Annotated in this window: 11 protein-coding genes, 1 tRNA gene and 1 pseudogene; 6 read left to right on the top strand and 7 right to left on the bottom strand. The window is 61.1% G+C overall.

What is annotated here, in order from left to right; genetic code table 11:
• A pseudogene (locus tag ACEW8G_RS08155) lies at positions 1 to 748 on the bottom strand (ATP-dependent DNA helicase RecG); the annotation flags it as partial.
• Between the two features lie 98 nt (positions 749 to 846).
• Here ACEW8G_RS08155 and ACEW8G_RS08150 point away from each other — a divergent pair.
• Positions 847 to 1,113, top strand: coding sequence for a succinate dehydrogenase assembly factor 2 (locus ACEW8G_RS08150; protein WP_373487929.1), 267 nt, complete (start codon positions 847 to 849; stop codon positions 1,111 to 1,113).
• Positions 1,114 to 1,129: 16 nt separating this feature from the next.
• Positions 1,130 to 4,627: a transcription-repair coupling factor gene (gene mfd / locus ACEW8G_RS08145; protein ID WP_373487928.1), complete on the top strand. Its 3,498-nt coding sequence runs from the start codon at positions 1,130 to 1,132 to the stop codon at positions 4,625 to 4,627.
• Positions 4,628 to 4,649: 22 nt separating this feature from the next.
• Here mfd and ACEW8G_RS08140 read toward each other — a convergent pair whose 3' ends face one another.
• On the bottom strand, positions 4,650 to 6,074 hold the full coding sequence (locus ACEW8G_RS08140) for an EAL domain-containing protein (protein ID WP_373487927.1): 1,425 nt from the start codon (positions 6,072 to 6,074) through the stop codon (positions 4,650 to 4,652).
• 343 nt (positions 6,075 to 6,417) lie between these two features.
• On the opposite strand from ACEW8G_RS08140, the gene ACEW8G_RS08135 reads away from it, so the two are divergent.
• Both ACEW8G_RS08135 and ACEW8G_RS08130 read left to right on the top strand, forming a co-directional pair.
• A complete protein-coding gene (locus ACEW8G_RS08135; protein WP_373487926.1) occupies positions 6,418 to 7,206 on the top strand; it encodes an NAD kinase in 789 nt (262 codons plus the stop codon).
• Between the two features lie 75 nt (positions 7,207 to 7,281).
• Positions 7,282 to 7,356: transfer RNA gene (locus tag ACEW8G_RS08130), tRNA-Asn, on the top strand.
• 430 nt (positions 7,357 to 7,786) lie between these two features.
• Here ACEW8G_RS08130 and ACEW8G_RS08125 read toward each other — a convergent pair.
• The 3 genes from ACEW8G_RS08125 to ACEW8G_RS08115 all read right to left on the bottom strand — a co-directional run bounded on the left by ACEW8G_RS08125 (position 7,787) and on the right by ACEW8G_RS08115 (position 11,750).
• On the bottom strand, positions 7,787 to 8,536 hold the full coding sequence (locus ACEW8G_RS08125) for a sulfite exporter TauE/SafE family protein (RefSeq protein WP_373487925.1): 750 nt from the start codon (positions 8,534 to 8,536) through the stop codon (positions 7,787 to 7,789).
• Positions 8,537 to 8,542: 6 nt separating this feature from the next.
• Positions 8,543 to 11,266: a preprotein translocase subunit SecA gene (secA, locus tag ACEW8G_RS08120; RefSeq protein ID WP_373487924.1), complete on the bottom strand. Its 2,724-nt coding sequence runs from the start codon at positions 11,264 to 11,266 to the stop codon at positions 8,543 to 8,545.
• Positions 11,267 to 11,414: 148 nt separating this feature from the next.
• Positions 11,415 to 11,750, bottom strand: coding sequence for a hypothetical protein (locus ACEW8G_RS08115; RefSeq protein WP_373487923.1), 336 nt, complete (start codon positions 11,748 to 11,750; stop codon positions 11,415 to 11,417).
• Between the two features lie 80 nt (positions 11,751 to 11,830).
• Between ACEW8G_RS08115 and argJ the strand changes: the two genes are divergently transcribed.
• Positions 11,831 to 13,057, top strand: coding sequence for a bifunctional glutamate N-acetyltransferase/amino-acid acetyltransferase ArgJ (gene argJ / locus ACEW8G_RS08110; protein WP_373487922.1), 1,227 nt, complete (start codon positions 11,831 to 11,833; stop codon positions 13,055 to 13,057).
• A 3-nt stretch (positions 13,058 to 13,060) separates the two neighbouring features.
• Positions 13,061 to 13,855 (top strand): inositol monophosphatase, encoded by a 795-nt coding sequence (locus ACEW8G_RS08105; protein ID WP_373487921.1) that lies wholly within the window; start codon positions 13,061 to 13,063, stop codon positions 13,853 to 13,855.
• Here the strand turns inward: ACEW8G_RS08105 and trxA are convergent, their stop codons facing one another.
• Complete coding sequence (trxA, locus tag ACEW8G_RS08100; protein WP_373487920.1) at positions 13,856 to 14,182, bottom strand: thioredoxin; 327 nt, start codon at positions 14,180 to 14,182, stop codon at positions 13,856 to 13,858.
• 93 nt (positions 14,183 to 14,275) lie between these two features.
• A partial coding sequence (locus tag ACEW8G_RS08095) for a PD-(D/E)XK nuclease family protein (RefSeq protein WP_373487919.1) occupies positions 14,276 to 14,789 on the bottom strand: 514 nt, incomplete at its 5' end.

Raw genomic sequence — 14,789 nt, 5'->3', positions numbered from 1 at the left:
GCGCGCGCAGATGTCCGTCGCCCTGCAGAGCGATGCCCTTGCGGCGACGGTTTGCCTGGCGAATCAGCGCGAAGGCAAGCTGGTTGGCGAAAATCTCGCCATAACCCAGCCGCTCGCGCGCCTTTTCATCGAGGTTGCGGTGCACGGTGGCCAATGCGTCATGCCAGTCTGGCCAGCCCTCGCGCGCCTTCAGTGTCGGTTCGATCCATTCGGGCAATGGCGGCATCAAAGCCAGCGCCTGCGCGGCGAGCGCGGCGATGCGCTTTTGCCCGAGCCCTTCGGCGAGCGGATAAACCGGCTCGGTTTCGTCGATCTCGCCCTCATCGTCAGCGGCAACGACATGATCGGGGTGGACGATCTGCCAAGCGTCGCCCCAGATTTCGAGCTTGCCAGCCGCGATGCGCGTCTCACCCAGCGGCCACAGCTTTTTCGCCCAGCCAGGATTGCCACCAAAATAAACGAGGCTGATGTGATTGCCAATGCTGTCCTCGGCCACCACCCGGGTCGGTCCTCTGCCTGGGCTGCTGCGATAGCCCGTCGCGGTCAGTGCAATGATGATCTGCTCGCCTTCATGCGCCTCGTCAGCCGTGCTAACCTTGCGACGGCGGACAAATCCGCCCGGCAGATGATAGGCGGCATCCTTGACGCGCGAAATGCCCAGCCTGGCGAGCGGCTTTTGCAAGGCTGCCCCCACGCCTTTAAGGCTTTCGATCTCGGCGAATGAGGGATTGAGTATGTCGGGGCGCATGGCTATCGCAAAATTGCGGAACGCTGGTGCCGCTGGCTGAAGACTTGTCTCACTCTAGGCAGGCGCTGGCCCCCAAGCAAGCCAAGGAGCATCGAACATTGCAAAGCGACCCCCGCCTGCGCCGTCTGGGCTTTCGCGCGTGGCATCGCGGCACGCGTGAGGCCGATTTCATGATCGGCGGCTTTTTCGACACCTATTCTGCTGGCTGGAACGATGAGCAGATCGGCTGGTTCGAGACGCTGATCGAAGAGGAAGATGTCGATATCATGGCCTGGGGCTTTGGTGCGCAGGCGGTGCCAGAGCGATTCGAGGGTCCGATGATGGTTGCGTTTCAGAAGCTCGATTACATTTCCATTCCGCGCTGAGCCGACAACACAGTTTATGGACATCATCAGCAGGATATTGGCTGCGGCATCGCCGCTGACACTGGCAGGCGTCGCCCCTGGCGCGCTGGCGCTGGTGCTGGCGGATCTGGCGCGGGCATGTGCGTCGCGCAAGACGGCTGGCCGTGTCGTATTCGTCGCTCCCGATGATGCGCTGATGCAGGCTGTGGTAGAAACCGCGCCGTTCTTCGCGCCTGAAATTGAGACCATCGAGTATCCCGCATGGGATTGCCTGCCGTTTGACCGCGCGTCGCCATCGCTCGGCATGACCTCGCGCCGGCTCACCGCGCTGTGGAAACTGCAGCAGCCCGCAACCCGCCCGCAGCTGCTCGTCACCACCGCTAACGCGATCACCCAACGTGCACTGACCCCGTTTCGCATCCGCCAGATCGGCGCGGTGCTGAAGCCCGGGTTGGTCATCGCGCGCGAGGCATTGATCGAAAAGCTGGTGCGGCAGGGCTATGCGCGCACCGATACGGTTGCGGATTCGGGTGAGTTTGCCGTGCGTGGCAACCTCATCGATATTTTTCCCGCAGGACTCGATCATGGCCTGAGGCTCGATTTCTTTGGCGATGAAATCGATTCGATGCGCGCCTTCGACACCGGCACGCAGCGTTCGACCGACCGTGTTGAAAGCCACATCCTGCTGCCAGCATCAGAAGTGCTGCTTGATGCCGACAGCATCCGTCGCTTCCGCAGCGCCTATCGCGAAACATTTGGTGCCGGAGCGACGGGTGACCCGCTGTATCAGGCGATCAGCGAAGGCCGCAGGCTGGCGGGCATGGAGCACTGGCTGCCGATGATCGAGGAGCGGTTGGTCACATTGTTCGATCACCTGGGCAATGGCGACCTGGTGCTGCGTGACAATGGCGCCGATGCCGCCGGGACTCAGCGGTTCGAAAGCATCGCCGATTATCACGCCAACCGCCTGCGCGCGCTTGAGGACAAGGCAGGCAGCTATCGCCCGCTCAAGCCCGCCGCGCTCTACCTCACCAGCACCGAATGGCAGGCGCAGATTGCCGATGCGCCGGTGCATCTGGTGAGCAGCTTCTATGAACCCGACGCCACCACTGTCATCCCCATGGGCTACCGCGCCGCGCGCGATTTCGGTGCCGAACGCGCGCGCGGCGACAATGTCTATACTGCCGCTGCCGCGCATATCGAGAGCCTGCGTGCCGCACAGCGCGGCAGCATCATCGCCAGCTATTCTGAAGGCTCGCGCAGCCGCCTGCTCGGCCTGTTGCAGGACCATGGCCTCGCCCGGCTGGCGCAGGCGGCGACGTGGCAGGAGGCGCTGGGTCAAGCCGCGACCGGGCTGACGACCATGGTCGTGCTGCCGCAGGACCATGGCTTTGCCACCGAGCGCTACGAACTGCTGTCCGAACAGGACCTGCTCGGCGACCGGCTGGTGCGGCGGCGCAAGAAGCGCAAATCGGCAGATGCGTTCCTTAGAGAACTGCAATCGCTCTCACAGGGTGATCTGGTCGTGCATCTCGACCATGGCATCGGCCGTTATGAGGGGCTTGAATCGATCCCGGTGGGCAAAAGCCCGCACGATTGCGTGTGCCTGACCTATGCCGGCGGCGACAAGCTGTATGTGCCGGTTGAGAACATCGATGTTCTCACCCGCTATGGCTCGGAAAGCGATGGCGTCGCGCTCGACAAGCTGGGCGGCGAGGCATGGCAGCGCCGCCGCGCCAAGCTGAAGGAACGCATTCGCGCCATCGCGGGCGAGCTGATGAAAACGGCGGCAGAGCGCGCGCTGCGCACCGCCGACATCGCTGAAATCGACCCGGGCAGCTACGCGAGCTTTGCCGATCGCTTTCCGTATGAGGAAACCGAGGACCAGGACCGGGTCATCGCCGAAGTGCTGGAGGACCTTGCATCGGGCAAGCCGATGGATCGGCTGGTGTGCGGCGATGTTGGCTTCGGCAAAACCGAGGTGGCGATGCGCGCGACATATGTCGCCGCAATGGCGGGCATGCAGGTTGCGATCATCGCCCCCACCACCTTGCTTGCCCGGCAGCATTACACCAATTTTGTGGAGCGCTTTCAGGGCCTGCCGCTCAACATCGGTCGCCTGTCACGGCTGGTCACCGCAAGCGAGGCCAAGGCAACGCGCGAGGGTCTAACCAACGGCCATATCGACATCGTCATCGGCACGCATGCCCTGCTCGCCAAATCGGTCGAGTTCCGTCAGCTCGGGCTGGTCATCATCGATGAAGAGCAACGCTTTGGCGTCGTCCACAAGGAACGGTTGAAGGCGCTCAAAGCCAATGTCCACGTGCTGACACTCACCGCCACGCCGATCCCGCGTACGCTGCAGATGGCGATGAGCGGCCTGCGCGAGCTGTCAGTCATCCAGACTCCGCCGGTCGACCGGCTGGCGGTGCGCACATACGTGATGCCCTGGGACCCGGTGGTGGTGCGCGAGGCCCTGCTGCGCGAACATTATCGCGGCGGGCAATCGTTTTTCGTCGCGCCGCGCATCGCCGATCTCGACAAGCTGGGCGAGTTCATCCGCGAGGAAGTGCCCGAAATCCGACACATCATGGCGCACGGCCAGATGGCACCGTCAGAGGTCGAGGAGCGCATGTCCGCCTTCTACGACCGCAAATATGATGTGTTGCTCTCGACCACCATCGTCGAATCGGGTCTCGACATTCCGAGTGCCAACACGCTGATCATCCACCGCGCCGATACCTTTGGCCTGGCTCAGCTCTACCAGTTGCGCGGGCGTGTTGGCCGGTCAAAGACCCGCGCCTATGCCTATCTCACCACGCCGGAAAATCGCGTGCTGAGCGAGACGGCGGAAAAGCGGCTCAAGGTGCTGGGCGATCTCGACACACTGGGGGCGGGCTTTCAGCTTGCCAGCCACGATCTCGACATTCGCGGCGCGGGCAATCTGGTGGGGGACGAACAATCAGGCCATATCCGCGAGGTCGGCTTCGAACTGTATCAATCGATGCTTGAGGAGGCGATCCTTGAGGCCAAGGCGGGCGGCCTTGCGCTCGAACGCGCCGCGCAGAAATTCTCGCCACAGATCACCGTCGATGCCCCGATCCTGATCCCCGAGGATTATGTGCCCGATCTGGCGGTGCGCATGGCGCTGTATCGCCGAATGAACGATCTGGCGGGCGGGGCCGAAATCGAATCCTTTGCCGCCGAGATGATCGACCGGTTCGGGCCGTTGCCTGAAGCTACGGCCAACCTCATCAAAATTATCGAGATCAAGCAGAACTGCATCATTGCCGGCGTTGCCAAGATCGATGTCGGAGCGCGCGGCGCGCTGGTGACGTTCCACAATGACAGCTTTGCCGATATTCCGGGGCTTTTGGGCTATGTCGAGCGCCTCAAGGGCACGGCCAAGCTGCGGCCTGACAACAAGCTGATCATCCAGCGCGTTTGGGGTGACCCGGAATCGCGGCTCAATGGCTTGATTCAGCTTTCAAAGGGGCTGGCGGGGATTATTAGACGGCGGGCGAAGGCAGCGTAAATCAGGTGTCACTTGCGCCTGATCAAGCGAGCGCAAGACTGGCAAACGCTGCAAATGCCTCCGCCTCCATCGCGCCGCCTTTCAAAAAACCCTGATAATAGTCGCACCCTTCTTCCGCCAGCACGGCGAGCTGTAGCTCATCTTCGATTCCCTCGGCGATCACCTTGAGATCAAGCGCGCGGGCAAGCGCGATCACCGAGCGTACGATGATTCGGTCTGTATCTGCCGAGCCCAGATCGCGCGTCATTGCGTGATCGAGCTTCAAATAGTCGAGCGGCAGGGCTTTGAGATACAGCAGGTTGGAATAGCCCGTGCCAAAATCATCGACGGCAATGCGAAGGCCGGCAGCGCGCAAATCAGCAAATCGGGCGGCGGCGCGCTTGAGATCGGGCACCAGCGCCGATTCGGTAATTTCCAGCGTCAGCCGTGCCGGATCGAACCCCGACGCTGCGATCATCGCCAGTTCACGCCGGGCAAAGCCACTTTCGGACAGATCCTCGGCAGTCAGATTGACCGACAGCCTGAGTCCGGCCAGCGATTCGGTCCAGCGCGCAGCATTATCAAGCGCGACTGCGCGGATATGGCGCGACAGTTGCCGCGTGAGATCAGCCTTGTCAGCGAGCGCGAACAACGTGCCAGCGCCGATTTCGCCATGACGCGGATGTTGCCACCGCGCCAGCGCCTCTGCGCCGCTGATCGTACCCGAGGCGATTTCGAACTGCGGCTGGAAGAGGACCCTTATTTCTCCGCGCTCGATCGCGTGCACCAAATCCTGTTCAAGCCGGTAGCCGCTTTCAGGCGCATGATCGGCGGTGCGGTCGGTCCAGCGCACAGGGTCTGCAGGGCTCGTCCGCGCCTGCGCCAGCCCGGCTGATAGCCGGTCCAGCAGCGACACGGGACCCTCATCCGGCTTGGCCAACGCCAGCGACGCACGCGCGGTTAACCTCAGCACCTGCCCCAGAACTTCTACCGGTTCAGAGAGTTGCTTCAGCAGATGTTCGGATTCAATCTGCCAGGCGAGCCGATTTTCTGCGTGGGTATCTGCGATGAGAAAGCTGCCCCCGCTCAGTCGCAGGCATAGCGCGCGCGATGACAAGCGCTGGGTGACTTGCCGCTCAAGGCGCGCTTGTGCAACGGCCAGCGCGGCATCGCCTACCGCGTTGCCAAATGTGGCGTTGATCGCCTCAATCCGTCGCAACCCGATCATCATGCCATGTACCGGCAGGTCAGGACTGGATTGCAGGCGAGCAAGCAAGGTTTGGACATCCGGCCCGCTGGACGCCGGACTGGCGCAAGCGCGATGCAAACAAGCAAGCTGCAGCGCCAGCGCTTGCGGCGCGAGCGGCGCGACCAGCACATGCGAAATCTGCGCGGGCAATGTTTCAACAAGCCCAGCCGCGCGCTTTTGATCAACCAGCAGCAGCACAAGCGGGGGCGGCAGGGCCAATTTTGCCAGATGCTCCGCTATCGCTTCGGAAGGCGAAGCCCTTAGGTCGCAGTTGCGCCAGTCGAGCACCACTACCGATGGCTGTGGCTGAACACCGCAATCAAATCCTGCTTCATGGATGGCCTGAATGAGCGCTGGGTCTTGCGATCCAGCACTGATCAGACGGCACATCGGCGCTAAGGCAGGATCGTCAGTGATGTGCAGCCCCCTTCTCTTCGCGTGAACTTCACATGCCGAACCTGTCCGTATTTGCCCTGCAACACCGCGCAGAAGCAAGAAAGATTGGCGCATTAACATCAATCAGTTAAGACCCGGTGCAATTCACTCTAATATGGCAGTGCCGATGCCCATACCCATTGCCGAAATGAAACTTGCGCTGACCGTGTCTCCCACCGAGCAGGCGCGCAAGGCATCGCGTGAAATGCAGGCGGCGCATGACTGGGTGAGTATCGATCAGGCTGATATGGTGGTTGTGATGGGCGGCGATGGCTTCATGCTGCAGACGCTGCACCAGATGCTCGAGCGCGGACGGATCGTGCCGGTCTATGGCCTGAACCTTGGCACCGTGGGTTTTCTGATGAACCTTTGGCGCAGCGGTAACAGCATCCACCACCGGCTTGAACAGGCACAACAGTTTGAGGTTCTTCCGCTATCCATGGTTGCAACCACGATGGACGGGCAGCGCATCGTCTATCCGGCAATAAACGAGGTCTCGCTACTGCGTGAAACGCGCCAAACTGCCAAGATCGAAGTCAGCGTCAATGGCGCGGTGCGCATCCCCGAGTTGGTGTGCGACGGCGTGCTGGTGGCGACGCCTGCAGGCTCGACCGCTTACAACCTCTCGGCCAGCGGTCCCATCCTGCCCCTGGGTTGCGGGATGCTGGCGCTGACCCCGATCAGCCCGTTTCGTCCACGCCGGTGGAAGGGGGCGTTGTTGCCTGATTCCTCGCAGATCAACCTGCGTGTGCTGGAGCCGACCAAGCGCCCGGTCAGCGCCGTGGCCGACCAGCGCGAAGTGCGCGATATCCGCGATATCCTGATCGAAATCGACCCCTTGCGCCGTCTGTGTCTGATGTTCGATCCCGGCCACAGCCTTGATGACCGGATATCTGCCGAACAATTTATCGTCTGAATCCGCGACACTGCGGCTTGCCAAAGTGAAAAACCGGGTGCTATAGGCGCGCTTCCCGTAAGGGAGCACAGGCGATCCCCGATAGCTCAGCGGTAGAGTAGGTGACTGTTAATCACTTGGCCGTAGGTTCGAATCCTACTCGGGGAGCCAGCCGTGCCTTAAGCGCATGATCTAAAGTGTTTTTACACGACTTGTCGGATCGTCTGCCACTTAATCCCCCACGTAAAATTTCTGCATTTTTCTGGCTTTTTCGTTTTCGTCATAGGCGTTTGAGGCTAAATCAGGCGAGCGGCGTGCTGGTCCGGTCAAGCGGCGAGAGGCCGGGCTATCTATGCGCGAAAAGCACGAAAATTTTCGACGATGGGCTGGCGACAAACCCTGCGAAATGCTCCGCAATTTTATGGCCATTGACGGATCACATTATCAGGCGCATCGACATGCGCGCGGCCTGGTTATGCGACCCTTAATAGGCTGCAATACTTAGGGGTCCGGGCTTTTGGCTCGGGCCCCTTGTTTTTTATCGGTTCGTGATTGCACATCTGGCTGCCGGTCGCCGGGCTGCACAACGAATTGCCTGGGATCAGCCAAAGCGTTGCCACAGCAACTGGCCAGCTACATACAGGATCAGGATGGCGGTGCCGATGCGGATGACGCTATGCGGCAGGATGTGCGCACCGGCAATGCTGCCGATCTGACCGCCGACAAAAACTGCAGCAAACAGGGGCCAATAGCCTGAAATCTGACCAATGGTTGCAGCTGCATCCTGTTTCATCACCTGACCGATCAGCCCTGCGAGCGAATTGACCAGAATGAAAAGGCTGGCGCTGGCGGCGATCGGGCGTGCGCTGGCCCAGCGCAGCAGATGCAGTACCGGCGCCAGAAAAATGCCGCCACCAATGCCGACAATCCCGCTGAAAAAGCCCACCCCCATGCCGATGGGAATGCCGATCCACGGCAAGCGAGGCTTACTGTCCGCTGATGCTTTTGGCGCACGCTGCGCCAGCATCAGCAGCCCGGCGAGCAGGAGGGCAATGCCCAAAAGCGCAATGAACAGCGATTTTTCCACCGGCAACCGTCCGCCTGCCCAAGCGCACGGCGCAGATAGCAGCAAGATGGGCAGCAGGGGCCGCCATGGGACCGCACCTGCCTGTGCAAACCGGATCGTGCCGCCTGTCACGACGATTATATTGCAGACCAGCGCAATCGATGGCAGCAGCCGATAGTCCGTATCGGCGAGCACGAGAAGCGCATTGTAGGTCGACCCGCCGCCGAAACCCACCGATGCATACAGCAACGCAGTGAGCGCAAACCCGGCAGCGAGCCAGAGCATATGTGGCTAGGCGGCTTTGCCGTGACAATGCTTGTATTTACGCCCTGATCCGCATGGGCACGGCGCGTTGCGGCTGACCTCTGCGATCGTCACATCGCCTTCAAGCTCTGGCCGGGGGGATTGGCGCGGCGGCAGCGTAGCGGCCACCGTACCCATCGTGCCGCCATCGATGTCGGCGCTGTTGTCCTCACCGGTAAAGGGATCGAAGTGCGTGGTGAGGAAATCGGGAAGCTCGGGCAACGCAGGCACCTCCGGATCGCGAATCTGCAGGCTCATGATCGTGCCGGTCACATCCTCGCGGATCACCTCAAGCATCCGTTCAAACAGGCCAAATGCCTCGCGCTTATATTCATTGATCGGCGTCTTCTGGGCGTAGGCACGCAGGAACACGACCTGACGCAGCGCATCGAGTGTTGCCAGATGCTCTTTCCAATGATGGTCAAGGCTTTGCAACAACACCGATTTTTCAATCGAATGCCACAGTTCAGGCTCGACCTCGCCCGCTTTCTCTTCAACGCTCGCCTGCGCCAGATCGCGGATGCGTTCCTCAATCATGTCGGGCTCGACAGCATCTTCCTGCAGCCAGGCGTCGATGTCGGGCTCAAGCCCCAGCGTCGCTTTGACCTTGGCCTTCAACCCATCAACATTCCATTGCTCGGGATAGGTACCCGGCGGGCAGGCTTCACCGACAATCGCGTTGACCGTGTCATTGCGCATGTCCAGAACGACATCGTCGACTCCGTCTGCATCCATGATCTCGGCGCGCTGTTCGTAGATGACCTTGCGCTGGTCGTTCATCACGTCATCATATTCGACGACCTGCTTGCGGATGTCGTAGTTGCGTGCCTCGACCTTTTTCTGCGCGGTCTCGATGGCCTTTGACAGCCATTTGGAACCGATCGCCTCGCCATCGCCAAGGTTGTTTTTCATCATCTTTGAAAACAGCGTGTCCGGCCCGAAGATGCGCAGCAGATCGTCTTCAAGACACAGATAAAAGCGCGACAGGCCAGGGTCGCCCTGCCGTCCTGAACGCCCACGCAGCTGGTTGTCGATGCGGCGGCTCTCGTGCCGCTCGGTGCCCAGCACGAACAGACCGCCAGCCTCAAGCACCTTGGCCTTTTCTGCAGCAACCTCGGCCTTGATCCGCTCGACTTCCGCCTCGCGTTCCGGGCCTTCGAGCATCTCGCCGAGCTGATCGTTGATCAGGAACTCAATATTGCCACCCAGCTGAATATCGGTTCCTCGCCCCGCCATATTGGTGGCGATGGTGACCGCGCCGAACCGCCCGGCCTGCGCCACGATATGCGCTTCCTGCTCGTGAAAACGCGCATTGAGCACGCTGTGCGGCACGCCTTCCTTGGTGAGATAATCGGACAAAAGCTCCGATTTCTCGATCGACACGGTGCCGACCAGCACTGGCTGACCGATCAGGTTCTTCTCACGGATTGCCTTGGCAATCGCCTGAAACTTGTCGGCGGTGTTCTTGTAGAACTCGTCCTCCTCATCAATCCGGCGCACCGGCTTGTTGGTGGGGATGGTCACCACATTCATCTTGTAGATATCAAAGAATTCGGCAGCTTCGGTTGCTGCGGTGCCGGTCATGCCTGAAAGCTTGGGATACATACGGAAATAGTTCTGGAAGGTGATCGACGCCAAGGTCTGGTTTTCCGGCTTGATCTGCACACCTTCCTTTGCCTCGACCGCCTGGTGCAACCCGTTCGACCAGCGGCGACCGTCCATCATCCGGCCGGTGAACTCGTCGATGATGACGATCTGGCCTTCCTTGACGATATAATCGATGTCACGCTTGAACATCACGTTCGCCTTGAGTGCCTGGTCAAGGTGATGGACGATCTGGGTGTTTTCGACATCGTAAAGGTTGCTGCCTTCAAGCAGGCCTGCCTCCTCGAGCAACCGCTCGGCCTTCTCAGTGCCGTCTTCGGTGAGGATGATTGAGCGGGACTTTTCGTCCTTCTCATAATCGCCATCATCCAACTTCTGCACGATGGCGTTGACCGCTATATATTGTTCTGACTTGTCGTCGGTCGGGCCAGAAATGATCAACGGGGTACGCGCTTCGTCGATCAGGATCGAATCGACCTCGTCGACCACCGCGAAACTGTAAGGGCGCTGCACCATCTGGCTGCGCTCGTGCTTCATATTGTCGCGCAGGTAATCGAAGCCGAGTTCGTTGTTGGTCGCGTAGGTGATGTCGGCTGCATAAGCTTCGCGCCGCGCCGCCTCGCCCAGATTGGGCACGATGACACCGGTGGTCAGCCCCAGGAACCGATAAACCTGCCCCATCCACTCGGCATCGCGCGCGGCGAGGTAATCGTTGACCGTGACAACATGCACGCCCTTGCCATCGATCGCGTTCAGATAGCAGGCCAGCGTCGCAACCAGGGTCTTGCCCTCGCCGGTGCGCATCTCGGCGATTTCGCCACGATGCAGCACGATGCCGCCAACCATCTGGGTGTCGAAATGACGCATCCCAAGCGTGCGGATCGAGGCTTCGCGTACCGTCGCAAAAGCTTCGGGCAGAATATCGTTAAGCTTTGTTCCGGCGGCAAGCTGGTCGCGGAACTTCTGCGTCTGCGCGCGCAGCTCATCGTCAGACATCGCGGAAATTTGCGGTTCAAAGGCGTTGATCGTGTCAACGACCTTGAGAATTGATTTGACGTAGCGGTCGTTCGATGAACCGAACAATGATTTGGCAATGGCGCCGAGCATGGCGGTAATTCCTTGTGTATCGAAAGTGTCTGAAATGGCAGCGCGTGGTTCACGGAGTTCTGCCGGAGATGGCTGCAGCAGCGGTTGGTCGAAGCAAGCTGTGCAAAGCGAAATCTCACCGATGCGGCGGAGGTCGCGAGATCAGTCGCTATTCCCGGCTGCGGTCTGAACGATGAACCGGGGCCGCGATCAGTGACGCAGCCATCGCAAGAACCGGCATCTGCAGCATCTGCAAAGCGGCCAGAGGACGGTGTTCAGCGTGAACAAAATGGGCCGGCTGAGCAGACACGCTGACCGCGTCGACGGCTTCGAAAAGGACGCTGAATCCGCTGCCGTCGCCGTGCGTAACCGACGGCTCGACAACGCGCGCAGCATCCGCAGCGGAAAAGCCGGTAAGCAGCGCAAGCAGGGCAAGAAGCAGTTTCACGTAAAGTTTCGATTTCCTGTTGAACCATACATAGGCGGCGGGGCCTGCTTCGTCCAATGTTTTGCATGGCACAGCTTGCACCTTCGGTGATCTCCATTAATGCGCTTCTGCATCCCGAAGCTGTAAAGACCAAAGCCATGAAGCATGCCAGATCGCCCCTCGCCCAACCATTTCCTGACCTTCCGCTGATTGCAGGCGTGAGCCCGCGCGTTGCCCGTGCGCGCTACAAGGACTGGGACCGCTGCGACCTGAGCTATGTTGAGCTTAGCAAGGGCACGTCTGTTGCGGGGGTTACAACCACCAGCAAATGCCCCTCGCCCGAGGTCGAATGGTGCCGCAGCGCACTCAAGCACGGCACGGCGCGGGCGCTGCTCGTCAGCGCGGGCAATGCCAACGCGTTCACCGGCGGCAAGGGCCGCGCAGCGGTCGAGATGCTGGTGGCGACCGCGTCTGACCGGCTTGGCTGTGCGCGTGAGGAGATATTCGTATCCGCCACCGGGGTGATTGGTGTGCCGCTGCCGCACGACAAGGCAAGCGCGGGGCTTGAGGCCGCGTTTGACGCCGACCCGTGCAGCTGGCGCGACCTGGCCGATGCCATCGGCACCACCGATACCTTTGCCAAGGCAGCAACCGCCAGCGCGATGATCGGTGAAACGCGGGTCGAGCTCTGCGGGGTGATCAAGGGATCGGGCATGATCGCGCCCGATATGGCGACGATGCTGGGCTATATCTTCACCGATGCGGCGATTGCCCCTGCACTGCTGCAGCAGATGCTCAGCGCCGCCAACCGCACCACGTTCAGTTGCATCACCGTCGACAGCGACACATCGACCAGCGACACCGTGCTTGCGTTTGCCACCGGCCAGGCAGGTCATGCGCCGCTTGTCAGCTTCGATGAGCCCGGCGCCGACGCGTTTGCCGCCGCACTCACCGATCTGTGCCGCCAGCTTGCGCATCTCGTGGTCCGCGATGGCGAGGGGGCAACCAAATTCATCGAGGTGCGGGTCAGTGGTGCGGAATCTGATGCCAGCGCGCACCGGATCGCGCTCAGCATTGCCAATTCACCGCTGGTCAAAACTGCGATTGCAGGCGAGGACGCCAATTGGGGCCGGGTGGTGATGGCCGTCGGCAAAGCGGGCGAGCCTGCTGATCGCGACCAGCTGTCGATCCGCTTTGGCGGCATCGAGGTCGCCGCTGAGGGCGTGGTGGTCGATGGCTATGACGAAGCCCCGGTCGCCGCGCACCTCAAGGGACAAGAGATCGTCATTGGCGTCGATATCGGGCTGGGCAACGGTGTAGCCACGGTGTGGACCTGCGACCTTACCCACGGCTACATATCGATCAACGCCGATTACCGGAGCTGAGTGATGCACAGCCTGCACAGAGCCATTTCCGCCTTGATCGAGACCGTATCGCGCGACGTGGTGCTGCATCACTATCAACAGCTTTCCGTCAGCCAGATCGAGAACAAGGCCCCCGGCGATCTGGTGACTTTCGCAGACAAGGAAAGCGAACGCCGCCTGAGCGCCGGGCTGGCCGCGATCCTGCCCGGTGCGAGCATTGTCGGCGAAGAAGCGGTGGAGGCTGACCCGGCGCTCATCGAGCGGGTCAACGACAGCGACGCGTGGATTATCGACCCCATCGATGGCACCCACAATTACGCACACGGCCACCCGCCGTTCGGGATCATCATTGCGCTGATCGAAGCGGGCGAAACGGTCGCAGGCTGGCTATACGATCCGCTTGCCAAACGCATGTGCCATGCGGTGCGCGGCGGCGGGGCGTTTATCAACGGGACGCCGGTGCTCGCCAAAGAAAGCGGCGAGACCCTGCCGGTCGCTGCACTTTCGACATTGTTCATTGAAGAACCCCGCCGCAGCGCAATCAATGCCGCTGCCGAGGGCCGCCTGCGGCTGGTGGACATCCCGCGCTGCGCCGCCGAACAATATCCCCGGCTGGTGCTCGGCCAGAACGATGTCACGCTGTTCGAACGCACGCTGCCGTGGGACCATGCCGCTGGTGTACTGTTCCTTGCAGAAGCGGGCGGCAAAGCTGCGCGGCTCGACGGAACGCGTTATCTGCCCGGCGACCGGCGCACCGGCATGATCGCTGCCGCCTCGCCCCGGCTGTGGGACGAGGCAGCTGCCATCCTGTCGGTGTGATCAGGCCGGAAGCGAGGCTTCGAGCCAACCCTTCAGTGCGCTCTTGGGGGCGGCACCGACCTTGGTATCAACGATCTGCCCCTTGTCGAACAGGATCATCGTCGGGATGCCGCGCACCCCATATTTGGCGGGTGCATCGGGATTGTCGTCGATGTTGATCTTGGTGATGGTGACCTTGTCGCCCAGCTCGTCGCTGATTTCTTCAAGCGCTGGTCCAATCATCTTGCACGGGCCGCACCATTCTGCCCAAAAGTCGACGAGCACCGGCTTATCGGATTGTAGAACGTCAGCTTCAAAGCTGGCATCGCTGATTGCCTTGGTAGCCATTGGGGAGTCCTTTGTATGAGGTTGATCAGGGATGTAGGGCGGGTGCCTCAGGCACTCAAGCATCTTGGCCCTCAACTATTCGTGTCTGGCTCCCTAGTCCAGCTTTACGGTGTCGATCAGCGCGTCGGGCAGCAGATACAGCTTGGGCAGATGAGTGTAGAGCAGCGCGGCCTCGACCTGCCTGCCCGGGAAGATTACCCGCAAGGCCGCGACATAGGCCGCCATCTGCCGCACATGTGCGCGCGGTAGTCGCTCCAGCGTTTCAGGCGGGCGGCGCGTGGTTTTGAAATCGATGATCAACACCCGCTGTGGTGTGATCAGCAACCGGTCTACGGTCCCGGCGACAACATGCGATCCGACCACAGCTGCAATCGGTGCCTCAGCGAGCGCTTCCGGGCCGAAAAATTCCGCCCAGTCGGGATTGTTCAGCACTGCCAGCACCGAGCTGACAATGTCTTTTTGCTGCGCCGGATCGCCAAGCCCGTGCTGACTTTTGAGCCACCGCCCCGCCGCTGCCTCGCGGTCCTGATCGGGCACACCCGGCAGGCGCTCGAACAGGCTGTGCAAAATCAGGCCGCGCCGCGCCGCCTCGACCAGCGCAGGCCCG

The sequence above is a fragment of the Blastomonas sp. genome, assembly GCF_041747255.1.
Taxonomy (GTDB): domain Bacteria; phylum Pseudomonadota; class Alphaproteobacteria; order Sphingomonadales; family Sphingomonadaceae; genus Blastomonas.
The sequence above is the reverse complement of the archived record's forward strand: the minus strand, read 5'-3'. Positions and strand labels throughout refer to the sequence as shown.

What these genes read in the sequence shown, in the direction of transcription:
- mfd (WP_373487928.1), top strand. Translation starts at nt 1,130, where the DNA reads ATGGACATCATCAGCAGGATATTGGCTGCGGCATCGCCGCTGACACTG.
- ACEW8G_RS08135 (WP_373487926.1), top strand. Translation starts at nt 6,418, where the DNA reads ATGCCCATACCCATTGCCGAAATGAAACTTGCGCTGACCGTGTCTCCC.
- ACEW8G_RS08125 (WP_373487925.1), bottom strand. Translation starts at nt 8,536, where the DNA reads ATGCTCTGGCTCGCTGCCGGGTTTGCGCTCACTGCGTTGCTGTATGCA.
- secA (WP_373487924.1), bottom strand. Translation starts at nt 11,266, where the DNA reads ATGCTCGGCGCCATTGCCAAATCATTGTTCGGTTCATCGAACGACCGC.
- argJ (WP_373487922.1), top strand. Translation starts at nt 11,831, where the DNA reads ATGAAGCATGCCAGATCGCCCCTCGCCCAACCATTTCCTGACCTTCCG.
- ACEW8G_RS08105 (WP_373487921.1), top strand. Translation starts at nt 13,061, where the DNA reads ATGCACAGCCTGCACAGAGCCATTTCCGCCTTGATCGAGACCGTATCG.
- trxA (WP_373487920.1), bottom strand. Translation starts at nt 14,182, where the DNA reads ATGGCTACCAAGGCAATCAGCGATGCCAGCTTTGAAGCTGACGTTCTA.